The organism is Kribbella pittospori, assembly GCF_004331465.1.
Classification (GTDB): domain Bacteria; phylum Actinomycetota; class Actinomycetes; order Propionibacteriales; family Kribbellaceae; genus Kribbella; species Kribbella pittospori.
In genome coordinates this window covers 96,216-122,578 of sequence record NZ_SJKB01000015.1, presented here as the reverse complement: position 1 = coordinate 122,578, position 26,363 = coordinate 96,216, and the positions used below count along the sequence as shown (strand labels likewise).

The 26,363-nt window shown below is 68.9% G+C and carries 23 protein-coding genes; 12 read left to right on the top strand and 11 right to left on the bottom strand.

Annotated features, from left to right (window positions below; genetic code table 11):
- The first annotated feature begins 48 nt into the window (after window positions 1–48).
- The 3 genes from E0H73_RS35975 to E0H73_RS35965 are packed head-to-tail and all read left to right on the top strand — an operon-like array spanning window position 49 to window position 4,800.
- Entirely contained in the window at window positions 49–1,908 is a 1,860-nt protein-coding gene (locus E0H73_RS35975) for a glycoside hydrolase family 15 protein (RefSeq protein WP_131364076.1), read from the top strand.
- Window positions 1,905–3,236: an NAD(P)/FAD-dependent oxidoreductase gene (locus tag E0H73_RS35970; RefSeq protein WP_131364074.1), complete on the top strand. Its 1,332-nt coding sequence runs from the start codon at window positions 1,905–1,907 to the stop codon at window positions 3,234–3,236. The genes E0H73_RS35975 and E0H73_RS35970 overlap by 4 nt, the downstream gene beginning before the upstream one ends.
- A 10-nt stretch (window positions 3,237–3,246) precedes the next feature.
- Entirely contained in the window at window positions 3,247–4,800 is a 1,554-nt protein-coding gene (locus E0H73_RS35965) for a GMC oxidoreductase (RefSeq protein ID WP_131364073.1), read from the top strand.
- A gap of 168 nt (window positions 4,801–4,968) precedes the next feature.
- Here E0H73_RS35965 and E0H73_RS35955 read toward each other — a convergent pair whose 3' ends face one another.
- The 6 genes from E0H73_RS35955 to E0H73_RS35930 form a co-directional block, all read right to left on the bottom strand.
- On the bottom strand, window positions 4,969–7,083 hold the full coding sequence (locus tag E0H73_RS35955) for a winged helix-turn-helix domain-containing protein (RefSeq protein WP_131364071.1): 2,115 nt from the start codon (window positions 7,081–7,083) through the stop codon (window positions 4,969–4,971).
- A 204-nt stretch (window positions 7,084–7,287) separates the two neighbouring features.
- A complete protein-coding gene (zwf, locus tag E0H73_RS35950) occupies window positions 7,288–8,697 on the bottom strand; it encodes a glucose-6-phosphate dehydrogenase (RefSeq protein WP_131364069.1) in 1,410 nt (469 codons plus the stop codon).
- A 181-nt stretch (window positions 8,698–8,878) separates the two neighbouring features.
- Window positions 8,879–9,634, bottom strand: a complete 756-nt coding sequence (locus E0H73_RS35945; protein WP_131364067.1) for a GntR family transcriptional regulator — start codon at window positions 9,632–9,634, stop codon at window positions 8,879–8,881.
- Between the two features lie 137 nt (window positions 9,635–9,771).
- Window positions 9,772–9,951, bottom strand: coding sequence for a hypothetical protein (locus E0H73_RS35940; RefSeq protein WP_131364065.1), 180 nt, complete (start codon window positions 9,949–9,951; stop codon window positions 9,772–9,774).
- A 106-nt stretch (window positions 9,952–10,057) separates the two neighbouring features.
- On the bottom strand, window positions 10,058–11,218 hold the full coding sequence (locus tag E0H73_RS35935) for an NAD-dependent formate dehydrogenase (RefSeq protein ID WP_131364063.1): 1,161 nt from the start codon (window positions 11,216–11,218) through the stop codon (window positions 10,058–10,060).
- Window positions 11,219–11,263: 45 nt separating this feature from the next.
- Window positions 11,264–12,235 (bottom strand): LysR family transcriptional regulator, encoded by a 972-nt coding sequence (locus E0H73_RS35930; protein ID WP_131364061.1) that lies wholly within the window; start codon window positions 12,233–12,235, stop codon window positions 11,264–11,266.
- Between the two features lie 198 nt (window positions 12,236–12,433).
- Between E0H73_RS35930 and E0H73_RS35925 the strand changes: the two genes are divergently transcribed.
- Window positions 12,434–13,201, top strand: coding sequence for an alpha/beta fold hydrolase (locus E0H73_RS35925; RefSeq protein WP_165555950.1), 768 nt, complete (start codon window positions 12,434–12,436; stop codon window positions 13,199–13,201).
- On the opposite strand, the gene E0H73_RS35920 is transcribed toward E0H73_RS35925, so the two are convergent.
- Together E0H73_RS35920 and dnaN are read right to left on the bottom strand one after the other, a co-directional pair.
- Complete coding sequence (locus E0H73_RS35920) at window positions 13,183–14,262, bottom strand: acyltransferase family protein (protein ID WP_131364058.1); 1,080 nt, start codon at window positions 14,260–14,262, stop codon at window positions 13,183–13,185. The genes E0H73_RS35925 and E0H73_RS35920 overlap by 19 nt on opposite strands.
- Window positions 14,263–14,398: 136 nt before the next feature.
- Complete coding sequence (dnaN, locus tag E0H73_RS35915; RefSeq protein WP_131364057.1) at window positions 14,399–15,532, bottom strand: DNA polymerase III subunit beta; 1,134 nt, start codon at window positions 15,530–15,532, stop codon at window positions 14,399–14,401.
- A 118-nt stretch (window positions 15,533–15,650) separates the two neighbouring features.
- Here dnaN and E0H73_RS35910 point away from each other — a divergent pair, with 118 nt between their 5' ends.
- Window positions 15,651–16,292, top strand: coding sequence for a TetR/AcrR family transcriptional regulator C-terminal domain-containing protein (locus E0H73_RS35910; RefSeq protein ID WP_131364056.1), 642 nt, complete (start codon window positions 15,651–15,653; stop codon window positions 16,290–16,292).
- On the opposite strand, the gene E0H73_RS35905 is transcribed toward E0H73_RS35910, so the two are convergent.
- Window positions 16,279–16,845, bottom strand: a complete 567-nt coding sequence (locus E0H73_RS35905; protein WP_131364054.1) for an AAA family ATPase — start codon at window positions 16,843–16,845, stop codon at window positions 16,279–16,281. The genes E0H73_RS35910 and E0H73_RS35905 overlap by 14 nt on opposite strands.
- Window positions 16,846–16,966: 121 nt before the next feature.
- On the opposite strand from E0H73_RS35905, the gene E0H73_RS35900 reads away from it, so the two are divergent.
- From E0H73_RS35900 to E0H73_RS35885, 4 genes are read left to right on the top strand one after another with little or no spacing between them, the layout of a single operon-like run.
- Window positions 16,967–17,599, top strand: coding sequence for a class I SAM-dependent methyltransferase family protein (locus E0H73_RS35900; RefSeq protein WP_131364052.1), 633 nt, complete (start codon window positions 16,967–16,969; stop codon window positions 17,597–17,599).
- 41 nt (window positions 17,600–17,640) lie between these two features.
- On the top strand, window positions 17,641–18,474 hold the full coding sequence (locus E0H73_RS35895) for a GNAT family N-acetyltransferase (RefSeq protein WP_165555949.1): 834 nt from the start codon (window positions 17,641–17,643) through the stop codon (window positions 18,472–18,474).
- 53 nt (window positions 18,475–18,527) lie between these two features.
- A complete protein-coding gene (locus tag E0H73_RS35890) occupies window positions 18,528–19,103 on the top strand; it encodes a TetR/AcrR family transcriptional regulator (protein WP_165555948.1) in 576 nt (191 codons plus the stop codon).
- A complete protein-coding gene (locus E0H73_RS35885) occupies window positions 19,103–19,420 on the top strand; it encodes a hypothetical protein (protein ID WP_131364046.1) in 318 nt (105 codons plus the stop codon). The genes E0H73_RS35890 and E0H73_RS35885 overlap by 1 nt, the downstream gene beginning before the upstream one ends.
- A gap of 2 nt (window positions 19,421–19,422) precedes the next feature.
- Here E0H73_RS35885 and E0H73_RS35880 read toward each other — a convergent pair whose 3' ends face one another.
- Window positions 19,423–20,028: a GNAT family N-acetyltransferase gene (locus E0H73_RS35880; RefSeq protein WP_165555947.1), complete on the bottom strand. Its 606-nt coding sequence runs from the start codon at window positions 20,026–20,028 to the stop codon at window positions 19,423–19,425.
- A gap of 88 nt (window positions 20,029–20,116) precedes the next feature.
- On the opposite strand from E0H73_RS35880, the gene E0H73_RS35875 reads away from it, so the two are divergent.
- Both E0H73_RS35875 and E0H73_RS35870 read left to right on the top strand, forming a co-directional pair.
- A complete protein-coding gene (locus E0H73_RS35875) occupies window positions 20,117–22,786 on the top strand; it encodes a helix-turn-helix transcriptional regulator (RefSeq protein ID WP_165555946.1) in 2,670 nt (889 codons plus the stop codon).
- 110 nt (window positions 22,787–22,896) lie between these two features.
- Window positions 22,897–23,499, top strand: a complete 603-nt coding sequence (locus E0H73_RS35870) for a dihydrofolate reductase family protein (RefSeq protein ID WP_131364040.1) — start codon at window positions 22,897–22,899, stop codon at window positions 23,497–23,499.
- A gap of 57 nt (window positions 23,500–23,556) precedes the next feature.
- Here E0H73_RS35870 and E0H73_RS46160 read toward each other — a convergent pair whose 3' ends face one another.
- Entirely contained in the window at window positions 23,557–23,727 is a 171-nt protein-coding gene (locus E0H73_RS46160) for a hypothetical protein (protein ID WP_165555942.1), read from the bottom strand.
- 161 nt (window positions 23,728–23,888) lie between these two features.
- Here E0H73_RS46160 and E0H73_RS35865 point away from each other — a divergent pair, with 161 nt between their 5' ends.
- Window positions 23,889–26,360 (top strand): ATP-binding protein, encoded by a 2,472-nt coding sequence (locus tag E0H73_RS35865; protein WP_165555945.1) that lies wholly within the window; start codon window positions 23,889–23,891, stop codon window positions 26,358–26,360.
- Window positions 26,361–26,363: the final 3 nt, after the last annotated feature.

Genomic DNA, 26,363 nt, shown 5'->3' with positions numbered 1-26,363 from the left:
CCGGCCGATGGTGGGGGTTAGGCCCGCGACTGCGAAGGAGCCCCGGCCATGACCTCGTCCTCACCGTTCCCGCCGATCGCCGACTACGCGTTCCTGTCGAACTGCCATACCGGCGCACTGGTCGCCCCGGACGGATCGGTCGACTGGCTGTGCACGCCCGCGTTCGACGCGCCGAGTACGTTCGGCAACCTGCTGGACCGTGGCGCCGGGTCGTTCCGGTTCGGTCCGTACGGCATCAACCAGCCGACCGCCCGGATCTACGTGCCGGGCACGAACGTCATGACGACCACGTGGCACACGCCGGCCGGCTGGCTGCTCGTGCACGACGCGCTGACCATGGGTCCGTCGCGCGGCCCCGACCTGGTCACCCCGCACACCCGCCCGCCGGCCGACGACGACGCCGATCACATGCTGATCCGAACCGTCGAGTGCCTGGACGGCTCGGTGGAGATCGAACTCGTCTGCGAACCCGCGTTCGACTACGGCCGGATCCCGGCCGAGTGGACGATGGCCGACGGCAGCGCGCACGCCGCGGACGCGTCCGGGGCCGGCCAGACGTTCCGGCTGAGTACGGACATGCAGATCGGGATCGAGGGTGCCTCCGCCCGGGCCCGGCACGTCATCTCCAAGGGAGAGAAGGCGTACTGCGCCCTGTCCTGGGCGGACGGACTCGAGTCACCGGCGGACCTGGCCGACGCGGAGGCACGCATCGCCGCGACGATCAGGTTCTGGCGCAACTGGCTGTCCCGGGCCCGGATCCCCGACCACCGGTTCCGGCATCCGGTGGAACGCTCGGCGCTCACGATCAAGGGCCTGACCTACATGCCGACCGGAGCGACGGTCGCCGCGCTGACCACGTCGTTGCCGGAGACACCGGGTGGCGAACGCAACTGGGACTACCGCTACACCTGGATGCGCGACAGCACGTTCACGTTGCAGGCGCTGCACTACCTCAACCTGGACTGGGAGGCCGACGAGTTCATGCAGTTCATGGCCGACCTCGAGCCGAACCCGGACGGCGCGCTGCAGATCATGTACGGCGTCGACGGGCGCCGCGACCTGGCCGAGTCGACCCGCGACGACCTCACCGGCTACGAAGGCGCCGCCCCGGTGCGGATCGGCAACGGCGCCTACGACCAGAAGCAGAACGACGTGTTCGGGGCGGTCCTGGACTCGGTCCTCCTGCACACCATCCGGAGCAAGCGGCTGCCACGCCGGCTGTGGCCGCTGGTCCAGTCACAGGCGCAGTGCGCGATCGCGACCTGGCGCGATCCCGACCAGGGCATCTGGGAGGCCCGCGGCGAACCGCAGCACTACGTCTCCTCGAAGCTGATGGGCTGGGTGGCGCTGGACCGTGCGGCCAAGCTGGCCCGGATCCGCAACGAGGAGGACCTCGCCGAGCTGTGGGCGAAGACGGCCGAGGAGATCCGCGAGGACATCCTCGAGCACGGGGTGAGCGACCGCGGTGTGCTGCGGCAGCACTACGACACCGACGCGCTGGATGCGTCGATCCTGCTGGCTCCGCTGTTCGGCTTCCTGCCGGGCACCGACGAACGGATGCGGGCGACGGTCGAGGCGATCGACACCGAGCTGACCGAGAACGGGTTCGTGCTGCGCTACAAGACCGACGAGACCGACGACGGTCTGTCCGGCAAGGAGGGCACGTTCCTGATCTGCTCGTTCTGGCTGGTTTCCGCGCTCGCGATGATCGGCGAGATCGACCGCTCCCGGAGCCAGTTGGAGCGGCTGCTGCGGATCGAGTCGCCGCTCGGCCTGTACGCCGAGGAGTACGAAGTGGACCGGGCCCGGCACCTGGGCAACTTCCCGCAGGCGTTCTCGCATCTCGCCCTGATCGGGGCGGCCGGCCGGATCATCCTGGCCGACTTCCGGGAGGAGCTGTCACTGTGACCGAGCAGAGGGAGAGCCCGCACGTCGTCGTACTCGGCGGCGGGCTGGCCGGAGTCGCCTGCGCACACCGCCTCGGAGACGAGGGTGTCCGCGTCACGCTGGTCGACCGCAACGACTACCACCAGTTCCAGCCGTTGCTCTACCAGGTCGCCACGTCGCAGCTTCCGGCCGAGGACATCGCCCGGCCGCACCGAGCCATCTTCCGCGAACATCCGACCGTCCGGATCCACACCGCCGATGTCGCGGAGATCGACGTCGAGAACCTCGCTCTGACATTGTCCGACGGCGAGCGGATCACCGGCTCACACCTGGTCATCGCGGCCGGCGCGCGACCGGAGTACTTCGGGGTTCCGGGCGCCGCCGAGCACGCGTTCGCCCTGTACTCCGTCGCCGACGCCGAGCGGTTGCGGCGGCACCTGCAGTCCACGATCCGCTCCACCGATCCGGACGAGGGTGCCCTCGATGTCGTCGTGGTCGGGGGCGGTCCGACCGGAGTCGAGATCGCCGGCGCGCTCACCGAACTCATGACCGCACTGGTGGCCACGGAACGGCTCTCGAAGCCGGGGAAGATCACCGTGGTCGACCGAGGTGATGCTTTGCTCGGCGCGTTCTCGGACAAGTCGCACGACTACGCGCACGAGCGACTCACCCGGCAGGGCGCCGATCCGCGACTGGGGACAGGAGTGGCCGCGGTCCACGCGGACCGGGTCGAGTTCGACGACGGGTCGACGATCGCCACCCAAACCGTCATCTGGGGTGGCGGCGAGTCGGCCGCTTCGGTGGTGGGGAGTGCGACCGGACTGACCACCGGTCGGGGCGGGCGGATCGACGTACAGCCTGACCTCACCGTGGACGGGCATCCGCAGGTCTACGCGATCGGCGACGTCGCGAACATCCCCGCCAAGGACGGCACGATCCTGCCGCAACTGGGCTCGGTCGCGCAGCAGTCCGGTACGTGGGCCGCCGACAACATCCTGCGTGAGGTGCACGGCGACAAGGCCAAGCCGTTCCACTACAAGGACAAGGGCATCATGGCGATGATCGGCCGGAACGCCGCCGTCGCCGAGGTCGGCCGGCACCGGCACCAGATGGAGGGCCCGCTCGCCTTCGCGGCCTGGCTCGGCGTGCACGCGATGCTGCTGAGCGGTGCGCACAGCAAGACCGACGCGTTCATGTCCTGGGCCTGGGACTACTTCGACCGTGACCACGCCGCGACCGTCGAGTGGTCCACCGCCCCGCAGCGGATCGCCTGGGGTGACGACTCCGCCGACGTCCCGCACATCATCGTCGACCGAGGCGACTCGACCACCTCGGCCGGCAGCAACTGAGGAGAAGGTCATGGCCGAGCAGTACGACGTCATCATCGTGGGATCGGGCGCCGGTGGCGGCACGCTCGCCAACGCGCTCGCGCCGTCGGGACGGCGGGTTCTGATCCTGGAGCGTGGTGACTGGCTCCCGCGGGAGGCGGAGAACTGGGATGCCGAGGCGGTGTTCGTCGACAATCGCTACGTGTCGCCGGACCAGTGGTTCGACAGCGACGGCAAACCGTTCCAGCCGCAGGTGCACTACTTCGTCGGCGGCGCGACCAAGTTCTACGGCGCCGCGCTGTACCGGCTGCGCGAGCGCGACTTCACCGAGCTCAAGCACCACGGGGGAATCTCGCCGGCCTGGCCGATCGGGTACGACGTGATGGAGCCGTACTACAACCGGGCCGAACAGCTCTACCAGGTCCACGGTGCGAGGGGCGAGGACCCGACGGATCCGCCCGCCTCGGCTCCGTACCCCTATCCGCCGGTCTCGCACGAGCCGCGGATCCAGAAGCTGTTCGACGACATGGCCGCGGTCGGGCTGCACCCCTTCCATGCGCCGTGCGGGGTGATGATCGACGAGAGCCGGCCCGCGTTCAGCGCCTGCATCCGGTGCGCGACCTGCGACGGGTTCCCGTGCCTGGTCCACGCGAAGGCGGATGCGGACGTCATCGCCGTCCGGCCCGCGATCGAGCACGACACCGTGACGTTGCTGCGCAACACCGTCGTACGGCGCCTCGAGACCGACCCGACCGGCCGGACCGTGACGGCGGTCGTCGCCGAGGTGGACGGTGCGGAGCAACGGTTCAGCGGCGACATCGTGGTCCTGTCGGCCGGTGCGGTGAACTCGGCCAAGATTCTGCTCGCGAGCGCGAACGACCGGCATCCGCGCGGGCTTGCGAACGGGTCCGACCAGGTCGGGCGCCATTTCATCTTCCACAACAGCCGTGCCTTCCTGGCGGTCTCGACCGAGGAGAACGACACCCGGTTCCAGAAGACGCTCGGGATGAACGACTACTACTTCGGCGACGCCGACTTCGACTACCCGATGGGCAACCTGCAGATGGTGGGCAAGTCGTCGGCACCGATGTACCGCGGTGAGAAGCCGGTCGAGACCCTGCTGGCGCCGACGTTCGCGCTGCGCGACGTCGCCGAGCATGCCGTCGACTTCTGGCTGTCGACCGAGGACCTGCCGGATCCGGACAACCGCGTGACGCTCGACCGCGACGGCAACGTGGTGCTGTCGCACACACCGAACAACGGCGAGCCGATGGAGCAGCTGTACAAGCGGGTCAAGAAGAACCTGGGCAAGCTGGGCATGCACCCGCATCACCTGATCCCGCGCAGCATCTACATGAAGAACGACATCCCGGTCGCGGGGTGCGCACATCAGGCGGGCACCGTCCGGTTCGGGCACGATCCGGAGACCTCGGTGCTGGACTCCGACTGCAAGGCTCACGAGCTCGACAACCTCTACGTGGTCGACACCAGCTTCTTCCCGAGCATCGGCGCGGTGAACCCTGCGCTGACCGCGATGGCGAACGCGCTGCGCGTCGGTGACCACTTGCTGGAGCGACTCGGTTAGGGCGTGTCTGCTGACTCCCCGCCTACTGCGCGGCACTCGGCACGGCACCTCGCCGCACTGGCGCAAAGGCCACGATGCTCCGCATCGAGACCTTCGCTCCAGCACGCCGATGCACCGCACCGAGCACCTGCTCGCGACGGCGCGGAGTCAGCAGACACGCCCTAGACCTCAGCGTTGCATGCCGATCTCGGCCAGGATCTCGACCGCCTCCCCGCGGGAGGAGACGCCGAGCTTGCGGTAGACCGACTGCACCTGCGACTTGACGGTGTGCCGCGAGACGTACAGCTGCTTGGCGATCTGCGGGAACGACAGGTGGGTCGGCAGGAGCCGGACCAGCCGCAGCTCGGCCGTCGTCAGCGCGGAGATCCCGGGGGACGCGGCCACGATGATCTGATCGACGCGGTTGCGCAGTTTCCCGATGGCCGCCGGCAAGATGCCGAGTCCCGGCCGCCGGCGCAGGATGTTGTCGGCCTGTTCGAGGACGGCACTCGCACCCGACGGGTCGACGAGGGCCATGTAGGTCTGGGCGAGCTCGAGCAGGGTCTGGACGGACACGCTGGGGAGGGCGTAGGTCAGCAGCGGTCGTAGCTCGGCGGCACGGCGAACGAACTGGCGGGACTCGCGCATCTCGCCACGGCGGGCGGCTGCGTGCGCGGCGGCCGCGAAGACCAGGGCGCTGGTCCAGTACGCCTCGAAGTGTCCGGTGTCGACGAGTTCGAGGGAACGCTTGAGCATCGCCTCGGCGGCGGCTCGCTCGCCCCGCTCGGTCGCGATCAGGGACCGCTCGGTCAGGATCAGGGCCGCGAGCGGGGTGACGCCGAAGCCGGTCGCCACGTCGTACGCATGGATGAACCCGGAATCGGCGCGCTCGAGGTCTCCCTCGAGGTACCAGGACATCGCCTCCGAGTGCAGCATCGTCGCGCGGAACGGGCTGGCCGGGCTGAGCCCGTCGAGGGCCAGGACGCTGTCCGTGCGCATCTCCGCGGGGCCTTGCCGGCAGAGGTTGGCTCGCATGTACGCGAGGGTCGCGGCGACCGTCGTGCCGTCGGACAGCGTGCCGCTCACGGGCAGACTCTCGGCGACACCGACCCAGCGTTCTGCCTCCCGCGGCCGGCCGAGCAGGGCGAAGATCAATGCGCTGTGTGCCGCGATCGCGGCGTAGTGCTGGCCCGGCGGGTAGCGGTCGAGGAGTTCCATCCAGCCGCGCACGGTGTCGACCCGGCCGCTGGCCCAGACCGGTTGCATGAGTTCGAGGACGAGCCGGGTGACTCGTTCGGTGTCGCCGGCCGCGGCGGCGTGGCCGACGGCGGCTTCGGCCATCCCGTTCGCCTCGTACCAGTCGGCGGCGCGAGCGTGCAGCCCGCTGCCGAGATCGGGATCGCCGCGCCGGAGCTCGGCCTGGAGGAGTTCGCGCAGCAGATGGTGATACCGGTACCACTCGCCGCGACGGTCGAGCGGGACGACCAGCAGGTTGTGGCGTTCGAGGTCGACGAGCATCCGGGCCGACTGTTTCCCGCCGACGACGGCGTCGCACAGGGGCCCGGTCATGCGGTCGAGGATCGAGGTACGGACGAGGAAGTCCGCCTGGTCGGGGGACAGCCGCGCGAGCAGCTCGGACCGCAGGTAGTCGTCGACCAGCCGGTCGTCACCGGTGAAGCCGAAGCCCGTCACCGGCGAACCGGACCTCATCGCCAGCGCGGCGAGATACAGACCGGCCGGCCAGCCCTCGGTACGGCGAACCAGTTCGTCGACCTCGGCAACGGGTACCTCGGCGCCGGCCGACCGCAGCAGCGCAGCCGCCTCGGCACCGCCCATCGCGAGGTGCTGGACACCGATCTCGACGATCCCGCGGCCCATCCGCAGCCGGGACAGCGGCAGCGGCAGCGCGTCCCGCGATGCGACCGCGAGCCGCCAGCCGGCGGGTACCCGGAACGCGAACTCGGCGATCGACGTCGAGCAGTCGGGGCTGGTGATCTCCTCGACGTGGTCGAGCACGACCAGCACCGGCGCGCGCAACGCGCTGATCGACTCGACCAGCCGGGGTACGACGTCGACGCTGCCACCGGACGCGGCCAGCAAGGCGCGCGCGTCCCTGCCGACCGGCTCGATCTGGTCGAGGGCGTCGAGGATGCCCGTCCACAACGCGACCGGGTCGTTGTCGGACCGTTCGCACGACACCCAGGCCACCCGCGGCCCGAACCGATCGGTCCACTGGGACAGCACTGTCGTCTTGCCGTAGCCGGGTGGCGCCACGACGGCGACCACCGGCTCGTGCGATTCCATCAAGCGATCGATGACTGCGGTCCGCGGTACCAGGCGCTCACGCCCACCACGCACTCCTGACCCCACGCTGTGGCCCCCAGGGGTCACGATCGGTGGTGCAACGGGAACGGAGGCTGCACCCGAACCAGTGTCCGGCCCCTGCACATGGCAGACGATACGCCAGCTCTCTGAACGCGCCAGGGACTTTCGGCCCGGACCTAGTTGTCAGTTCGGGATCCAGGGTGTCCGCCAGCCGCCGTATCCGGCCGGTACTTCGCCGGCCGCGGCCGGCCCCCAGGTGCCCGGTTTGTACGGGTGGATCGGCGTCGGTGCGTCGAGCAAGGGCTGCATCACCCGCCACGTTTCCTCGACGGCGTCCTGGCGGGTGAACCGGGTGCTCTGCCCGGTCATGGCCGCATGCAACAGCACCTCGTACGGCGTGGGGCCTTCGCCACCTTCTTGGCCGAACTCCATGTCGAGCTCGATCGGCGCGATCCGGGCCAGGTCGGCGCGATGGGCGTCCACTTGGATCCGCACTCCGGTTGTCGGGTCGAGCCTGACCACCAGCTGGTTGGGCTCGGCGATGTGGCCGCGGGGTCCGAAGCCCAGGCGTGGTGGTCGTTTGAAGACCAGCCGGAGCTCGGTCTGGGTCACCGGAAGTCGTTTGCCGGTGCGGATGAAGAACGGAACGCCGGCCCAGCGCCAGTTCTCGATGTTGAGCCGGAGTGCGGCGTACGTCTCGGTGGTCGAGTTCTTCGCGACGCCGTCGATGGAGAGGTAGCCGTCGTACTGGCCGCGGAGGTAGTGGGCCGGGTCGGCTTCCTCGACTGCGCGGAACAACGCGGTGGTCGAATCCTTCAGCGTGGTCGGATCGCCGCGTGACGGTGGTTCCATGGCGGCGGCCGCGACGACCTGCATCAGGTGATTGACGACCACGTCGCGCAGTGCGCCGACCGGGTCGTAGAAGTGGCCGCGGTCCTCGACTCCGAAGTCCTCGGCCATCGTGATCTGGACGCAGTCGAGGTAGTTGCGGCTCCACACCGGTTCGAGGACGGCGTTCGCGAACCGGAGGTAGAGGATCTCCTCCAGTCCCATCTTCCCGAGGTAGTGGTCGATCCGGTACAGCTGCGACTCGTCGATGTACTGGTGCAGCTGGTCGGCCAGGTCCCGCGCGGACTGCTGGTCGTGGCCGAACGGCTTCTCGACCACGACCCGGGCACCGGTGGTCAGCCCGGCCTCGGACAGTCCCTGCACCACCCGGCCGAACAGGAACGGCGGGATCTCCAGGTAGAACACCGGTGTCTGGGCATCTTTGATCGCCTGGCCGACGCGCTCGTAGACCGACGCCTCGGTGAAGTCGCCACCGACGTACGACAACCGGTCCGCGAACCGGTCGAAGACGGCCTTGTCGATGGTGACACCCGTGCCCTCGATCGACGTCCTGGCCCGTTCGACCAGTTGGTCGAGGGTCCAGTCGTCGGCCGCCACCCCGACGATCGGGCAGCTGAGCAGACCGCGCGCCTCCAACTGGTACAGCGAGCGGAACGTCATCACCTTGGCCAGATCACCGGTGATCCCGAAGATCACCAGTACGTCCGCGACCGGTGCCTGCGAACCCGTCGACGTCAGTGTCATGCCGGCCTCCCTCGATGCCGGGCATCGAACTGCAATCGCAGCCGATCCTCACCGGCAATCGCAGCCAATCCTCATCCGCCGGCTGACCGAGGGCCATCACCCCCGGCGGGTGATTCAGCGTCCGGCCGCGGGGTCAGTTCACCGCTCGGTGGCGCGGTCAGTTCACCGCTCGCCCGCGCGGTCAGTTCACCGCGCGGCGACGCCGGCGGGGGGCGGCCTCGGCAGGCGCTTCGTCGGGCTCGGCGCCCGCCTGGAGGTCGTGGTAGGCCTTGCGGGTGTGTTCGGTGTGCTCGCGCATGATCTGCGCGGACTTGTCCTCGTCGCCCTCGCTGATCGCCTTCACCAGCCGGGCGTGCTCGCGCCAGGAGGCGCCACCGCGGACCGGGGCGACCGGGGTGTAGTACCAGCGGACCCGGCGGTCGACCTGGCCGGCGAAGTCCACCAGGAACCTGTTGCCGGACATCTGGGTGATCAGGCTGTGCAGCTCGCCGTTGGTCCGGACCGCGCCGTCGATGTCGCCGGCCTCCTGGAGCGCCGTACCCACCTTGCACAGGTCCTTGAGCCGGGCCACGTCGTCCTTCGAGGCGTGCCGGGCCGCGAGCCGCGCGGACTCCGACTCCAGGGCGGCACGGGCCGCGAGCAACTGGTCCACCTCGTCCTCGGCGGGCACGTGCACCATCGCGCCGAAGCCCGGCCGGAGGTCCACCCAGCCCTCGTTGTTGAGCCGCTGGAGGGCCTCGCGGACCGGCTGGCGGGAGACGCCCAGCATGCCGGCCAGCTCGACCTCGACCAGGTGCCGGCCGCGCTCGAGGGTGCCGTCGATGATCATCTCGGTCAGGGCCTCGTAGACGGACTCACGCAGTGGCGTCGGCCGCTTGACGTGTCGCACACCGGCCGGTTCCGCCCCCGCCCCTGGGCCTGCGCTGATGGTGGTCATGAGGTCCTTCCCGGAACTTGCGCTGACAAAGGCATGGCACTTGGTAGACAGTCTACCAAGTGCCGCGCCTTTGGCCGGGCCTTCGGCACCGGCGTGGTCATGGGGCCTTGCATCCATGACCTCATAGGGCGACCGGGTTACGCCGCCGACTCGTCGGCGTGGGGACGGTCGTCGTGAGCGGTGCGAGTCTGGTCGCCGGTGAGCTTGGCGAGCTCGGCGTCCAGGTCGACCGGGGTGTTCAGCTCCTGCTGCAGCTCCGGGGCATCCGGGAACTGCGGACGAGCCGCCAGAGCGCCGAACCTACGGGTGAAGATCATTGTTGCCCTTTCCTTGAATTCTGGCTTCTGTATACATCCAACCAGCCGTACTCACCGGTTATGCCCGCGTCTCACGTGATCCCGGTTACGTACGACGTGACGCCGCTTACACGCGGGTCGAGTACGAATGCGCTCCGGCACCGGCCAGTCGCCCACCGTCGACAATCAGGTACTCGTCGCGGATCGGCGTACCGGCGAACCACGACTCCAGGATCTCCCGGGTGCCGGCGGCGTACCGGGTCTGGGCGGACAGGGTCGAGCCGGAGATGTGCGGGGTCATGCCGTGGTGCGGCATGGTCCGCCACGGGTGGTCGGCCGGCGCGGGCTGCGGGTACCAGACGTCGCCGGCGTACCCGGCCAGTTGACCGCTCTCCAGTGCCTTCACGATGGCGTCCCGGTCGGCGATCTTCGCCCGGGCGGTGTTGATCAGGTAGGTGCCGCGCTTCATCGTGCTGAGCAGCTTCTCGCCGAACAGGCCCTCGGTCTCCGGGTGCAGCGGCGCATTGATCGTGACCACGTCGCAGTGCGGGACCATGTCGGCCGCGCTCGGGTGGAAGGTGAGGTTGAGCTCGCGCTCGACCGACTCCGGCAGCCGGTGCCGGTCGGTGTAGTGCAGGTTCACGTCGAACGGCTTCAGCCGCCGCAGTACGGCGGTGCCGATCCGGCCGGCCGCGACCGTGCCGACGTGCATGCCCTCGAGGTCGTACGACCGGGCCACGCAGTCGGCGACGTTCCAGCCGCCGTCCAGGACAACCTGGTGCGACGGCAGGTAGTTGCGGACCAGGCCGAGGATCATCATCACCACGTGCTCGGCGACGCTGATGCTGTTGCTGTAGGTGACCTCGGCAACGGTCATGCCGTGCTCGATCGCCGCGTCCAGGTCGACGTGGTCGGAGCCGATGCCGGCCGTGATCGCGAGCTTGAGGTTCGGCGCCTTCGCGATCCGCTCGGGCGTCAGGTACGCCGGCCAGAACGGTTGCGAGATCACCACATCGGCGTCGGCCAGCTCACGGTCGAGCACCGAGTCCGGGCCTTCCTTGTCGGACGTGACGACCAGCGTGTGGCCCTGGCTCTCCAGGAACTCTCGCAACCCGAGCTCACCGGAAACGCTGCCGAGCAGCTCGCCCGGTGTGAAGTCGACGGCCTTCGGCGTGGGTGCGGTCTGGCCGCCCGGGTAGCCGTTGATGGTGGGGATGTCGTCACGTGCGTACGACGTCGGGTGGCCGTCGACAGGGTCGTCGTACAGGACGCAGATGATCTTGGCCATGGTGTGGATTCTCCTTGTTTGGAAGGGACTTCCACAGTCGCCGGGTCACGGTCCGACGGTCAAAGACTTGCTCGCTATGTCGAGATAGCCAGAACCCATCAAGTGCACGTTGAGCAGATCGTCCAGAGCAGTGTGTACGCCGGCCTGCCGCGCAACGTCGAGGAGTGCGCGGGCCAGCACGGGCTCGGGACTGCGGGCCGCGATCACCAGTCCGACCCGCGGCCCGTGCGCCGGGCTCTTCAGCGGTACGACGCGCATGCCCTCGGGCACACCGAACATGTGCAGCCAGGCGTGGGAGATCACGGTCGACCAGTGGTTGCCGTGCAGGTGGCTGTAGAGACCGGAGACCGTGTCGCTCTCGATCGCGGGAGAAGCGACGACGCCGTCGTCGGTGAAGTAGCCGTTCATGATCCGGCGGTTGCGCATGTCGGGGGAGAGCAGGCACAGCGGCAGCGCGGCCACCTGTGCCCAGGTTGCCACCGGCAACTCACCCAGCTCGGTGTGCTGCGGGGTGAGGAGCAGGTAGCGCTCCTCGTACAACGGGGTCTTGCGGACCTGACCCAGGGTGTCGTCGTCGAGGTACGTCATTGCGACGTCGAGATCGAACTCCGCCAGCTTCTGCGTGATGTCGCGCGACGACAACGACTCGAGGGTGACCCGGGCGCTGGTGTGCCGCTCGCAGAACGGGGTGGTGAGCAGGGAGACGACGGGCATCGCGGTCGGGATCGCGCCGAGCCGGAGCGTGCCGGTCAGGCCGCCGCGCATCACCGACAACTCGTGCCGGAGCGCGTCCTGCTCGGCCAGGATCCGCTGCGCCCACAGCAGCACCCGCTCGCCTTCGGGGGTGAGTCCCTCGAAGCGGCGGCCGCGCCGGACGATCGGTACGTCGAGCTCCTGCTCGAGCTTGCGGATCGCGGCGGACAACGACGGCTGGGAGACGTAGCACGCGTCGGCAGCCCGGGCGAAGTGCTTCTCGCGGGCGAGGGCGACGAGGTACTCCAGCTGGCGGAGCAGCATCAGGAACCCATCGTGCGGTGGACCGCATACCAGTCGTCTGTATACATAATCCAACTGTAGTGAGGTGGGTCCGCCGCGGATAGGGCTCGGGCCGGTCGCTGGTGTCCTGTGATGTGGATCACATCCAGTGGGGTGTCTCTCCACGCTGCGTTCGTTCGACGGTTGGCAGGGATCCCAAACAGTGAAGGGGTGTGGGTGATGGAGAAGGTCACCTCGAAGGACGGCACCGAGATCGCGTACGACACGTACGGGAGTGGGCCGGTGCTGGTGCTCGTGGCCGGCGGGTTCACCGACCGCGCGCGGTACGTGCCGGACGCCGAGGCGCTGGCTTCGACGTTCACCGTGGTGAACTACGACCGGCGTGGCCGTGGCGCCTCCGGCGATGCACCGACGTACGCCGTCGAGCGCGAGTGGGAGGACCTCGACGCGGTGCGCTCGGCGACCGGCGCGCGGTTCGCCTGCGCGTACTCGTCCGGGTCGATGGTGTTGTTCCAGGCCGGACTGCCGTTCGAGAAGCAGGCGGTGATGGAGCCGCCGTTCCGGGTCGACGGTGCGCCACCGGCGCCGGAGCGGTACATCGAGCGCCTGCAGGAGTACGTCGCGGCCGGGAACCCCGGCGGTGCGGCCGAGCTGTTCATGGTGGAGGCGGTCGGCCAGCCGAAGGAGGTGGTTGATCAGATCCGGGAGACGCCGATGTGGGCCGGGCTCGAGGCGATCGCGCACACGCTTGTGTACGACGGCCTGCAGATGGGGGACAGCGCCGTACCGACTGAGCTGTTGTCGACAATCGAACTGCCGACACTTGCGCTGTACAGCAACGACAGTCCGGCGTGGCTGCAGGCCGCGGTCAAGCAGACCGCGGCCGCGCTGCCGAACGGGACGGCGGAGGGGCATGACGGGACCTTCCACACGCTTCCGCCGGAGACGCTGGCGCGGGTGTTGACGGACTACTTCGTGACCGCGTGAACCGGCTGACGGCGGGCGCCTGGTAGGACACGCTCGAGCAGCCGCTTGAGGCGCGGCGCCAGCGGCTGCTCGACCCCGTAGTGCAGGGCGGCCGCGACGCCGACCATCGCGAGCATCGTGGCGGCGATCAGGAGGATGTGGTTCACCTGGTCGCCGAGCCGCTCGAAGACGATGAAGCCGATGTGCGCGTGGACCAGGTAGAGCGGGTAGGTGAGTGCGCCGAGGACGGCGAACCACGGCCGCCCGAGCCGGTGGGTCCACTTGAGTGCGACGGCCAGCATGACGGCGAAGATCACCACGATGATCGCGACCACGGCCGGCTGGTGGATCTCGGTGTGGTAGCGGATGCCGACCCGGTCGCCGAATCCGATGCCGCGGTAGATCGCGTTGCCGAGCGAGACGGCGACGATCAGCAGCGTTTGCGGCGTCGGGCCGTACCGGTGGATCAGGCACAGCGCCATACCGGCGATGAAGTAGTGCGAGAACTGGGTGTTCAGTACCAAGTCGGTTGCGTGCGGCAACAGACCGGCCTGGAAGACGAAGGTCGCGGCCAGCCAGGCCCAGAGGAAGATCGTGACCCGGCGGCGGGTGATGCCGAACCAGGTCAGGATCAGGATCATCGCGTAGAACCGCACCTCGGCCCACAGCGTCCAGTAGACGACGTCGACGTTCTCGATGTTCGGCAGGGAGTTGACCATCGTCAGGTTGGCCAGGTACTGCGGCAGCGAGACCGGGAACCGGCCCTGGCTGAGCGAGATCGACACGATCGTTGTCAGCGTGACGGCCACCCAGTACGCCGGGTAGAGCCGGACCGCGCGGGAGACGACGAAGGACCGCGGCGTGCGGTCCCAGGCGCTCAGCAGCACGACGAACCCGCTGATCGTGAAGAACAGATCGACTCCGAGGTAGCCGTACCGGGCGACCATGTCGGCATGGGGGAACTGCATCGCCGACAGGCCGCCGGCGTACGCCGAGAACAGGTAGTGGTACGTCATGACCGCGACGGCCGCGAGGATCCGCAGCAGATCGATCTCGTGCAACCGGGCCTTCGGCGAGTCCACAGTCGTCCTTCCAGGTGGTGGCGCGGGGCACCACCACTAGACCGCATCGACCGCCGCCGATCGTCAGCCCATGGCCTGATCCGGCGTCCTACTTACGGATGATTGCCGTCGGCATCCGCCTGAGCCGCTTTTGACATCAAGTCGGCAGCCGCATCGGCATCAGGATGTACGCCGAGTCTCCGGTCGGAGTCTCGTCGGGAGCGCGGAGACCGGTCAGGTTCGCGGGCTTCAGCGGCTGGGTGAAGGCGAAGTGCGCGATCGGCATCCCCAGTGAGGCGAGCGCATCGAGGAGGTACTCCGCCTTGAACCCGGTGGAGACCGGGTCGCCGGTGATCGTCGCCTCCACCGACTCCGATGCCTGTGCCTCCTCACCTGTCCCGGCATCGAGAGTCGCCGTACCGTCCGCGAAGTTGATCCGCACCGGGGTCGTCCGCTCGGCCACCAGCGCGACTCGTTTCACCGCCTCGAGCAGCGCGGCTGTGTCCACCTGGACGGTGCTGGTGATCGCGGACTCGGCCGGGATCAGGCTGCGGACCTTCGGGAAGTCGCCGTCGATCAGCCGGCCCGTCGCCCGCCGGCCGCCACCCTCGAACCCGATCAACCCGTCCCCTGTGCGGGTTGAACCGAGCGCGAGAGTGAGATCGTGGCCGGCCATCGCCTTGGCGACGTTCTGGAGCATCCGGGCCGGCACCAATGCGTTCGCCTCCACGCTCGGGTCGGCCGGCTCCCACTCGATGACGCGGAGCGCCAGCCGGTACCGGTCGGTCGCCAGCAACGAGATGGTCGATCCGCGGAGCTCAACCCGGATGCCGGTGAACACCGGCAGCGTGTCGTCACGGCCGGACGCGCTCACGACCTGCGCGACGGCGCGCGCGAACGCATCTCCGTTGACCACACCGCTCGCCCCGGGCAGCTCGGGCAGCGCCGGATACTCGTTGAGAGGAAGGGTCTGCAGCGCGAAGCGCGAACTCCCGCTGACCACCTGGACCCGGGACGCGTCGCCGCTCAGATCCACCGAGTCCCTCGGCATGCTTCGGCAGATGTCGGACAGCAGACGACCCGACACCAGGACTCGCCCGCCGTCCGCCACCTCCGCCGGCACGCTCACCTGCGCGGAGCTCTCGTAGTCGAACCCGGACAGCGTCACCTGACCGTCCTCCGCGTCCACCACCATCCCGGCCAGGATCGGCACGCTCGGCCGACTCGGCAGCCCTTTCGCCACCCATCCGACCGCCTCGGCCAGCACCTCGCGAGCAACCCGAACCTTCACACCCATTCCTCCCCAACGTCGAAGTACGACTCAATCACCCGGCACCGACAGTTCCTGCGACGCTCGGCTTACTCTGTACGCTTACGATGTAAGTCCCACGGTCGGCGAGAGGATCGGAATGGCGGTACGGCGCGAGCCACTGAACCGGGAGCGGGTCCTGCGGGCGGCGATCACGCTGGCCGACAAGGAGGGCCTGGACGCGCTGACCATGCGGCGGCTCGGCCAGGAGGTCGGCGTGGAGGCGATGTCGCTCTACAACCACGTGAAGAACAAGGACGACATCCTCGACGGCATCGTCGACCTGGTGCTGACCGACATCGACGTACCGCCTGCCGGGACCGACTGGAAGAAGGCGATGCGGCGGCGGTCGATCTCGGCGCACGAGGTGCTGGTCGCCCATCCGTGGGCGGCGATGCAGATCATGTCCCGGTACAGCATCGGCCTGGGGATGACGCGCTACCTGGACGCGACGCTCGGTCGGCTCCGCGAGGGCGGCTTCACGATCGAGGGTGCGCTGGATGCCTGGCACACGCTGGACAGTCACCTCTACGGGTTCACCTTGCAGCAGCTCAATCTGCCGTTCGCCGCCGACGAGGCGTCGCGGGTGTCGGCCGACGTACTCCCGGGACTTTCCGCCGAGGAGTTCCCGCATGTCGTGGAGGTGATCGGCCACGTGATGCGATCCGGGCGGGTGGAGGACTTCGAGTACGGGCTGGATCTGATCCTGGACGGGTTGGAGGCCGGCCTCAACGGAAGCTGATCGCTTCGAGCCGGTTGGCCTGGTCGCGATCGAGAACGACGGCGGAGGCCGCGCCGGGGATGACTTCGGTGGGGTCGGCGACTGCCTGGTCGAGGAGTTGCGGCCAGCGACGGCAGTGCGTGGCCATGCTGCCCTTGCGTACGACGCGTCCGCGCGCCTGCTGTCCGTTGCGGGCGATGTCATCGGGTACGTCGAGCAGGAGCAGATGCACTGTCCGCCCGGTCTGGCGTGCCCGCCAGCCGATGAGGCGTCGTACCCATGGACGGGTGGCGCAGTCGTGCACGAGCAGGGGACCGGTGCGCATCGCGTTGAGCACGATCGCGTAGTACGTGAGATGGAGGAGCGGCCGCCACCAGGGGTAGGGGAGTACGCCGAGGACCGGCAGCCAGCGATCGCGGAGGCGGCCCGAGTCGTACACGCGGTCGGTGTCTTCGGGGAAGAGGCGGTCGAGGAGGGTGCTCTTGCCGGCTCCTGGAATGCCGGCGAGTACGACCACCGAGTCGTTCGGGTACGTCAGCTCCTCGGCCGTCATCGTGTCGGCGGTACCTGTCATGCTGTCGTCCCTTCGCCTGGCGGACTTTCGTCCGTCAACGGAGCTGGGACGGGCAGGGTTCCGCGATCGGCCCGTGATTGCACTGAGAACTTGATAGGAAGTTCCTGAGAGGAGCTAGCGCATGGACTGGTCCGCCTGGCACGACGAGTACGACGACCCGGGGTCGGTGCTGTCCCAGCGGTTGAAGGTCGTGCAGACACAGCTCCGGTCCGCCTTGGCGGACTGCGCTGCCGGACCGCTGCGCATCGTCAGCCTGTGCGCCGGCCAAGGCCGCGACGTACTCGAGGTCCTGGCCGATCATCCACGCCGCGGTGATGTGCATGCCCGGCTGGTCGAGCTCGACCCCGAGATCGCCGACCGTGCCGCCTCAGCCGCTCGCGCACTCGGACTCGATCAAGTCGAGATCCGCGCAGGCGACGCTGCCCTCATCGATCAGTACGCCGGGATGGTGCCCGCGGACATCGTGCTGGCCTGCGGAATCTTCGGCAACATCAGCGACGAAGACATCCAGCGCACGATCGCTGCGCTCCCGCAGCTGTGTGGCTCTGGTGCTCCCGTGATCTGGACCCGCCACCGCGACGACCCCGATCTGGTGCCCGAGATCTGCTCCTGGTTTGAATCGCGCGACTTCGAACGCCTCTACCTCTCCGACCCTGCTGTCGGATTCGGTGTAGGCGTCCACCGCTACACCGGCACTCCTCAGCCCTTTGTCCCCGGCACCCATCTCTTCACCTTCCGCCACTACGAGCCATGACGAGTCGCCGGGACTTCCGTGGAGCTGACGACCTTCGGGCGATGCAGCGGCTGGTTCAACGTCTCTGGACCGTCGACTCGAACTGGCATATCGGTGATCTGGCGTGGCAACGCCGTACTGTTCCCGGCGTCGAATCCACATGGCGGACCTCGCTGTGGGAGGACAACGGCGAGACTGTCGCTTGGGGATGGGTGGAGCTTCCTGGACACCTGTCGCTGGTGACCGACGTGTCCCGTCTTGAGTTGGCGGCGGATGTCATTGCCTGGTTCGAAGAGGTCGCCTCTGCGCCGGAACTCACCTGCTCCGTGCTCGAGACCGAAGTACACCTGACCGCGGCGCTCGAGTCCGCTGGTTACCGGGCTGACGTAGAGGCACCGTTCGTCACGCACCACCACAGGTCGCTCGCGTCGGTCGCGGTCCCGTCCTGTCCCGACGGGTACCTGCTTCGTCACGTGCGCCCGGATGAGGCCGAACGACGCAGTGCGGGACACCGCGCGACCTGGTCCGACTTCGGCTCGACGCTGTCTGCGGACACCTATCAATCCGTGATGAACGCCTGGCCGTACCGGCACGAGCTCGATTGGGTCGTCGAGGATCACGACGGCAACTTCGTCTCCACCTCCTTGGCCTGGCTCGACGAGGCGAACAAGGTCGGCCTGATCGAGCCGGTCGGAACCGACCCCGCCCACCGCCGCCGAGGCCTCGCCACCGCCGTCAACCTCGCCGCCCTCACAGCCTTGCGGGACGCCGGCGCAACCCAAGCAATAGTCAACCCCCGAGGCGACCCCGCCTACCCCGTCGCCGCAAAGCTCTACCAATCCATCGACTTCCACCCCTGCCCCCAAACAACCACCTACAAGAAGAACCACACCTGACCCCGCGGTGATAATGTGAACGAAACGGTTTCGTTCACTTGGGGTGGTGGGTGGTGCGGGGTGAGGTTCGGGAGGAGGCGATTCTGGGGGCGACGTTGGGGTTGCTGGCTGAGATCGGGTACGACCGGATGAGCATGGATGCGATCGCGTTGCGGGCTCGTGCGAGTAAGGCGACCATCTATCGGCGGTGGTCGGGTAAGGCTGAGTTGGTGGTGGCCGCGGTGGAGCGGCATACCGGGCAGCGGATGGCCGAGCGGCCGGATCCGGGGGATCTGCGCGCCGATGTGCTGGGCACGTTGCAGGGGATGCGCGACGGATTGACCGGGCAGGACTCCGGTTTGCTGCTCGGGCTGCTGACGGCGATGCATCACGACGAGGAACTGGCGCGGACGGTACGAGCGCGGATGGTCGACGACAAACGGCAGGCGTTCGACCCAGCCATCGATCGAGCGGTCGCCAGAGGTGAGTTGCCGGCTGCGATCAACCGCGCGCTGCTCGCGGAGCTCAGTTCGGCGATGCTGTTCTCGCGTGCGTTCGTCACCGGTGAGCCGCTGGACGACGAGTTCCTGACCGGACTCGTGGACGACGTACTGCTCCCGCTTCTTCGCCACCAGGCGGGCGACGCCTGATGCTGACGACGGTCCTGCTCGCGCTCGTGGCCGGCTTCTTCATCGGCAACGGGCTTCCGTACTTCATGCTCGGCAGCACCGGACGGACCAACCCAACGCCGTTCGGGCAATCCGCAACGGTGAACGTCGTGGTCGGTTGGGTGGCGTTCGTGATCGCCGCGATCTCCTGGCGTTACGCCCAGGTGTCCGGCCACCCACTGCCCGGGTACGCCGCCGCAGCGGTCGGCCTGCTCGCCGTCGGCCTCATCCACGCAAGGAACTGGCACAACAACCCATGGCGCAACCGCACCCTGTTCCACCGAAGAGACCAGAGCTGACGCTAGCGGCGCGGCGTGGCGTCAGCTCTGGTCGTCGACCGCCATTCGCGGGCCAGGAGGCCGTAGATCACGAGGTCGCGGTGTTCGGTGGGGAAGGCGGCGGCTTCGCGGAGTACGCCTTCCTGGGTGAAGCCCATGCGTTCGGCTACGTTGCGGCTGCGGGTGTTGTCGATCGTGGTGCATAGCCCGACTCGGAGCAGGGCGAGTGGGCCGAAGGCGTGGTCTAGTACGGCGGTGACGGTTCGGCTGATCAGTCCACGGCCGACGAAGTCGGTGTCGAGCCAGTAGCCGATCTCGGCCGAACGCGCCTGACGGTTGATCTCGAGTTGGGCCCAGCCGACCAGGCGCCAGCCGTTGTCCGCCTTGACCGCGATGGACAGCGGCAGCAACGATCCGTTCAGCCAGCCCTGCCCAGCCTCCACCAGGTTTGCGCGGGTCTCCTCCAGCACCGGTGGTTCCTGGTACGCGTCTCCGAACCACTGCGCGAGACGTTGATAGTTGGCCTGCACCAGAGCGAAGTGCGCCTCCGCGATCGCGGCCGTCCGCGGGATCAGTACGGCGTCGTCGCCTAGCGGCCAAGTGAATTCCGCAGCGGTAACAGTGGACACAGCTGCTCCGATCTGGCGTGCCTGGCAGGAGTCGAATCGGCGATCATGCTCGCACATGTGGGCCCGTTGTTGGGGTTACGCTGCTGCGATGCTGGTGGGGCGGGCGGTGGAGCGGGCTTCGGTGGAGCGGGTGCTCGCCGAGGCCGGTGAGGGCCGGTGTGGGTCGCTGGTGGTGCGGGGCGAGGCGGGGATCGGCAAGACCGCGTTGCTCGACCATGCGGCGGCTGCTGCTGACGGCATGCGGGTACTGCGGGTCGTCGGCATCGAGTCCGAGGCCGAGCTTCCGTTCGCCGGACTTCAGTTGATGCTTGCTCGCTTCGCCGATCGCTTCGACGCGTTGCCGGGTCGTCAAGGTCAGGCACTGCGGACCGCGTTCGGCGCGAGCACCTTGCCGGGTGGACCGCCGGCGGTCGGAGCAGCAGTGCTGACGTTGCTCTCCGACCTGGCTGAGGAGCGGCCGCTGCTGTGCCTGGTCGACGATGCGCATTGGTTCGACCGATCCTCGATCGACGCACTGCTGTTCGCCGTACGGCGCCTGCACACCGACCCGGTCGCGATGATCTTCGCCGCGCGGGACGGCGACCGACCGTTCCCTGCCGCCGGGCTGGAAAGCATCGCCCTCAAACGATTGGATCAACCGGACTCGACTCGTCTGCTGGCCAGCGTTCGTACGCTGCCGCGCGAGGCAGCCGAGCGTGTCCTCGCGGAATCCGAAGGGAATCCGCTGGCCATCCTGGAGTTGGCGGCGAGCGATCGCGCCGATCGTCCGTCAGCGCCAGTCGCACCGCTGCCTGCGAGTGGACGCTTGGAGGAGCACTTCCGCCTGCAGGTCCGCGCTTTGCCGGAGAACGCGCAGCGAGCGTTGCTACTTGCCGCCGCCGACCACACCTCAGAGCTCCAGGCGTTCTTGGCCGCCGCCGCGTCTCTGGGGCTGGCTGCCGCGGACCTCGAGCAGGCCGAGCAGGAGCGACTCGTCCGGGTGACCTCCGACTCCGTCGAGTTCCGGCACCCGTTGATCCGATCGGCGGTCTACCAGGACGCGCCGTTCGCCCAACGGGTGGCCGCGCACGAAGCGCTGGCGGAGTCGTTCTCGGACCCGCGTGACGCCGACCGGCGCGCGTGGCACCTCGCCGCCGCTGCCGGTGGCACCGATGACCTGGCCGCCGCGGAGCTCGAACGCGCCGCGCTCCGTGCGGTCGGGCGCGGCGGCCCGGCGTCCGCGGCGCGAGCGCTGGAACGGGCCGCACAGCTCAGCAACGACCGCGCCGACCGAGCCAGGCGTCTCGTCGGAGCAGCTCGAGCGACGTACGACGCGGGCGGGCTCGATCATGCGGCCGAGCTGGCCGCGGCCGGCGGCGCGCTGACCAGACAACCCAGCGAACGGGCCGAGGCCAACTGGATCAGGGCCCAGGTCGCGTACGAGCGCATCTCTCCCGCCGAGGCGAGTGCGCTGTCTCTGGCCGCCGCCGTACCGATCGTTTCGACCGACCCACACCGTGCTGTGTCCATCCTTGCCGAGGCTACGTGGTGTGCGCGTGACGCGGCCGATCCTGTCCTGCTTGGTCGTTGCGCTGAGCAACTACAGTCCGTCCCCGGTGGCCTGGCCGAGGCGTTGATCGGCTTCAGCGACCTGTTGCTCGGGAACGTCAAGCCCGCGGTCGCCTCGATGCGGACGCTGCTGCCCGCTGCCCTTGAGCTGGACGCCACGCTCGACCGGCTGACGGCCGGGTACATGGCCGTGCTCATCGGGGAGGACACCCTGGCGCTCAAACTGCTCGAAAGCCACGTCGCCACGTTGCGCCTTGACGGCGCGCTCGGCTGGCTGCCGTATGCGCAGGAACCACTCGCGCTCGCACAGTTGGTGACCGGCCGCTTCCAGGACGCGGAAGCGACGGTGACCGAAGCGATCGAGCTCGCGACCGACCTCGGTCACGACCTGCAGGTCGTCGTACTGACGTCGATCTCGGCCTGGCTTGCCGCAGTTCGCGGCGACGCCTCAGCCGGCGAGCAGGCAGACCTGGTGCTGGGCGACACCAGGCAGCACCGGATGTCGGCAGCTCTGGTGACCTGGGGCCTGGCGTTGGTGGATCTGATGGCCGGCCAGCCTGCCGCCGCACTCGACCGTCTCGAGCGAGTCTGCGACGGACCGTCCGGCCGGGACGTGGCCGTGCGCGCGATCCCCGATCACGTCGAGGCCGCCGTACGGGCAGGTGAGACGGATCGTGCGCGGCGGTACCTCCCGGCGCTGATCGAGTGGGCGACAGAATCGGGCAACCCCGCGGCACAAGCGCTCGTACTGCGGTGCGAGGCCTTACTCAGCGAGGGAGGCCAGGCGCAGCAGGCCTTCGAGGCGGCGCTGCGTCTCGAAGAATGTGGACCGTACGACCGCGCGCGCACCTGTCTAGCGTACGGCGAGTGGCTGCGACGCAATCGCCGTCGTACGGCGGCCCGGGCACAACTAATGGAGGCGCTCAGCACGTTCGAGCGGATCGCGGCGTACGGCTGGGAACGACGCGTCCGCACCGAGCTGACTGCGCTCGGCGACACCGCTCCGGAGCCGGCGACCGGGATCGGTGGTGCCGGCCAGCTCACCCCGCAGGAGTTGCAGGTCGTACGCCGAGCCGCGCAGGGCATGAGCAACCGGGAGATCGCCGCCGAGCTGTTCCTCAGTCCACGCACCGTCGGTCACCACCTCTACAAGGCCTACCCCAAGCTGGGCGTCAGCAGACGCTCGCAGCTCGCCGGACTGACGCCGTAGCCCATCCGCACCACCCGTCGCGTACGACAGCACCAGTCGTCTGACTGATTCGGAGCGGGCGGCCGTGCTCCTATCGTCAGATCCACTACCTGCACACCTGGGAGGGTCTGATGGCTAAGACGATCATGGGAGCGATTGTCTCCCTCGACGGCTACATGGCCGACGACAGCGACGGCGTCGGACCGCTGTTCGACTGGTTGAGCAACGGGGACGTGAGTTGGTCCTTCGAAGGCAGCGACGACAAGGTCAGCACCACCCAGGCATCGGCCGACTTCACGCGAAACCACTACAAGGGCATCGCGTGCGTGATCATGGGCCGCCGCCTGTTCGACCTCACCAACGGCTGGAACGGCGTACCGGCCGCCGGCGAGCATGTCTTCGTGGTGACGCACGAACCACCGAAGGACTGGGAGCACGCCGGTACGGCGCCGTTCACCTTCGTCGGCAGCGTCGAGGAAGGCATCAAGGCGGGGCGGGAGTACGCCGGTGAAGACCGCATCGTCGATGTGGCTGCCGGCCAGATCGGCGGACAGGCCTTGCGGCTCGGGCTGATCGACCAGGTCGTCGTCAATCTCGTCCCGGTGGTCTTCGGTTCGGGCCGTCCGTTCTGGGCGACCGGTCCGCTGTCCGAGCCGCTCATGCTCGACAACCCGTCGCAGGTCGTCCAGGGCGACCGCGTCACACATCTCGTGTACGACGTACTGAAGGGCTGAAGCCCACGCGGCGAGGGCCGGCGGCGTGGAGGGATGGCCGCCGGGCCTGCGTTCCGGTCAGTGCAGTCGGTCGGATGGTGGGACGGCCGACAGGATCGCCACGGTCTCGGGGGCGTGGACCGTGGTGTCGCGGTGGATGCGCCAGCGGCCGCAGGTGCAGTGCTGGTACCCGATCGTGCCTTGGCTGGTCCGGTGCCGGGACTTGGTCGTCCAGTGGTGGGCGTGCATCTGTCCTCCCGGGGTGGCTGGCGTCCTGATCGACTCTTCACGGCGGCACGCACCGGTCCCAGGTCGTCGACCGGACATCTTGCGGACACTTCCGGCAGGCCTCACGGCAGCGGCGGCCGGTCGTGACCTCCTGCGCCCTAAACTGCGACGGGGAGGCAGGTGTGACCGGTCCGTCGACCTTCGGGGAGCTGCTGCGCAGGTGGCGGGAGCGCGCCCTGTTCACCCAGGAAGAGCTCGCGCAGCGATCCGGTCTCGATCCACGGACCCTGCGGCGTTGGGAGACCGGAGAGTCCGTCCGGCCGCGTGGCAGCTCCCTGCGGCTGGTCGCGGAGGTTCTCGGGTTGACCGACGACGAGTCGCTCGAGCTGGCGGCCGCCGCGCGCGGAGCGACGCTCACGGTCCCCGACAGGCCGCACCAGTTGCCGCCCGCCCCTTCGCACTTCGTCGGCCGGCACGAGGAGCTCGCCGCCTTGCACGCGCGCGTCGCCGAAGGCCGGTCCGTCATTGCTGTCGAAGGCATGGCGGGGGTTGGGAAGACGGCCTTCGCGGTCCAGGCGGGCCGGTTGCTGGCGCCGGACTTCCCCGACGGCCAGATCTTCATCGACCTGCACGGGTTCAGCGACCGCATGCACCCGCTCGAACCGGATCAGGCGCTGGCGCGGACCATGCGGGCGCTGGGTGTGCCGGGCGATCAGCTCCCGGTCGATGTCGAGGAGTGCGCGGGTCTGTTCCGCAGCCTGGTCGCCGACCGACGGCTGCTCTTCGTGTACGACAACGTGGCCGGCGCCGGTCAGGTCGCGCCGCTGCTGCCGGCCACTGCGACCTGCCAGGTCCTCACCACCAGCCGCCACACGCTCGCGAGCCTCGACCGGGGTGCGACCATCCGGCTCGGCACACTGCCCCGGCCGGAAGCCATCGACCTGTTCGCCCGTGCTTCGGAGTCCACAGGGCCGAGCTCCGATCAGCTGACCGAGGTGGTCGAGCTCTGCGGCCGACTGCCACTCGCGCTGCGGATCGCGGCGGCCCGGCTGCGGTCCCGGCCCTCGTGGCAACTGGCCGACCTCGTACTACGGTTGCAGGAGCAACGTGCCGCCGTACTCGACCGGCTCGATGACGAAACGCTCGGAGTGTCCGCCGCCCTCGACCTGTCGTACGCCGCCCTGGACGAGCCGACCCGGCGCGCCTACCGTCTGGTCGGCCTGATCCCCGGCCCGGATATCGACCTCGGAGCGGCCGCAGCGCTGTTCGGCACTGATGATGTCGCCGCCCGCTCAGCGCTGGAGACGCTGCAAGACCTGCACTTGCTCGACGAGGGCCCGGCCGGGCGGTACAGCCTGCACGACCTCACCCGCGCCCATGCGGCCCGGCACGCCCAGGCCACCGAGACTGCGCAGGACCGGTCGGCTGCGCTGACCAGACTCCTCGACCACTACTGCGCATGGGCGAGTGCTGCGATGGATCTGGCCCATCCGTACACCCGCAGTCGCCGACCGGAACCGCCGTACGTGGTGGACCCGCCGGACTGGACCGCGGACCAGGCGAACGGATGGCTCGACACCGAGCTGCCGAACGTGGTGGCCGCTGCCCGAGCCGCCCGCGAACTCGAGCTGCATCGGTACGTGGGCGACCTGGCCGGCCTGGTGCACCGCCGGCTGATCATGCGCGACCGGCTCGGCGAGGCCGACGTACTGCACCTGCTGGCGCTGGAGTCCGCTGACGATCTGGGCGACCGGGCCGCCGCAGCCAGGGCGCACGGGGACATCGGCCGGATACGCCGGCGCCAGAACGACTACCAGGGCGCCGCCGACCACTTCGCCCAGGCGCTGTCGCTTGCCGCCGCGGACGGACTGACTCTGGTGGAGGTGGAGGCGCACATCGGGCTGGCTGCGACAGTGCAGTACGGCGGCAGCCCCGTTGATGCCGACGAGCACCTCATCCGCGCACTGCGGCTGGCAGAGGACGCCGGCGACGAGCTGGGGCAGCTGGAGTCGCACTCCACTGTGGCCCATGCCCGGTTGAGCGAGGGCGCGTACCGGACGGCCGTGAGCCATTTCGACCAGGCCCTCGCTCTGGCTCGGCGAGTCGGCTACCGGGCGCGGGAGGTCGACGCCCTGATCGGCCGTGGCCGGGCTGACGCGGAGCTCGGCCGAACAGCCGCAGCCGTGGACGGGTTCCGCCGTGCGGTGGCACTGTCGCGCGAGGAGGGTCTACCCATCGGCGAGCTCGCCGGCATGTACAACCTGGGCAACGCCCGCCGCCGCAGCGGCGACCCGTCATCCGCGCTGGACTCCTACCGCGAAGTGCTCGCGGTAGCGGTCCGCACCGGGAACCGGAACTGGCAGTACGAGGCACACCAGGGCATGGGACGCGCGTACGTCGACCTCGGTGACGGCCGGTCCGCGCTCGAGCACCACCGGCAGGCTCAACTCCTGGCCGAGCGGAAGCGACTGCGTGCCGATCTCGCGCGGGCCGAGGACGGCCTCGGCGCGGCGTACTCCGTCCTGGGCGACCCGGCCGGGGCCAGGCAGCACTGGCAGACCGCCCTCGGCCTTCTCGCAGAGCTCGGCGTCGACCACACCGACGACCCAGAGACCAGCCGGGACGCGATCACTCAGAAGCTCACAGCCAACTGACGA

Coding starts and splice junctions, on each gene's coding strand:
- E0H73_RS46160 (WP_165555942.1), bottom strand. CDS start 23,727: ATGCACGCCCACCACTGGACGACCAAGTCCCGGCACCGGACCAGCCAA.
- E0H73_RS35870 (WP_131364040.1), top strand. CDS start 22,897: ATGGCTAAGACGATCATGGGAGCGATTGTCTCCCTCGACGGCTACATG.
- E0H73_RS35895 (WP_165555949.1), top strand. CDS start 17,641: ATGCAGCGGCTGGTTCAACGTCTCTGGACCGTCGACTCGAACTGGCAT.
- zwf (WP_131364069.1), bottom strand. CDS start 8,697: ATGACACTGACGTCGACGGGTTCGCAGGCACCGGTCGCGGACGTACTG.
- E0H73_RS35925 (WP_165555950.1), top strand. CDS start 12,434: ATGGAGAAGGTCACCTCGAAGGACGGCACCGAGATCGCGTACGACACG.
- E0H73_RS35965 (WP_131364073.1), top strand. CDS start 3,247: ATGGCCGAGCAGTACGACGTCATCATCGTGGGATCGGGCGCCGGTGGC.
- E0H73_RS35885 (WP_131364046.1), top strand. CDS start 19,103: ATGCTGACGACGGTCCTGCTCGCGCTCGTGGCCGGCTTCTTCATCGGC.
- E0H73_RS35910 (WP_131364056.1), top strand. CDS start 15,651: ATGGCGGTACGGCGCGAGCCACTGAACCGGGAGCGGGTCCTGCGGGCG.
- E0H73_RS35905 (WP_131364054.1), bottom strand. CDS start 16,845: ATGACAGGTACCGCCGACACGATGACGGCCGAGGAGCTGACGTACCCG.
- E0H73_RS35900 (WP_131364052.1), top strand. CDS start 16,967: ATGGACTGGTCCGCCTGGCACGACGAGTACGACGACCCGGGGTCGGTG.
- E0H73_RS35935 (WP_131364063.1), bottom strand. CDS start 11,218: ATGGCCAAGATCATCTGCGTCCTGTACGACGACCCTGTCGACGGCCAC.
- E0H73_RS35945 (WP_131364067.1), bottom strand. CDS start 9,634: ATGACCACCATCAGCGCAGGCCCAGGGGCGGGGGCGGAACCGGCCGGT.
- E0H73_RS35975 (WP_131364076.1), top strand. CDS start 49: ATGACCTCGTCCTCACCGTTCCCGCCGATCGCCGACTACGCGTTCCTG.
- E0H73_RS35955 (WP_131364071.1), bottom strand. CDS start 7,083: ATGGAATCGCACGAGCCGGTGGTCGCCGTCGTGGCGCCACCCGGCTAC.
- E0H73_RS35930 (WP_131364061.1), bottom strand. CDS start 12,235: ATGCTGCTCCGCCAGCTGGAGTACCTCGTCGCCCTCGCCCGCGAGAAG.
- E0H73_RS35940 (WP_131364065.1), bottom strand. CDS start 9,951: ATGATCTTCACCCGTAGGTTCGGCGCTCTGGCGGCTCGTCCGCAGTTC.
- E0H73_RS35875 (WP_165555946.1), top strand. CDS start 20,117: ATGCTGGTGGGGCGGGCGGTGGAGCGGGCTTCGGTGGAGCGGGTGCTC.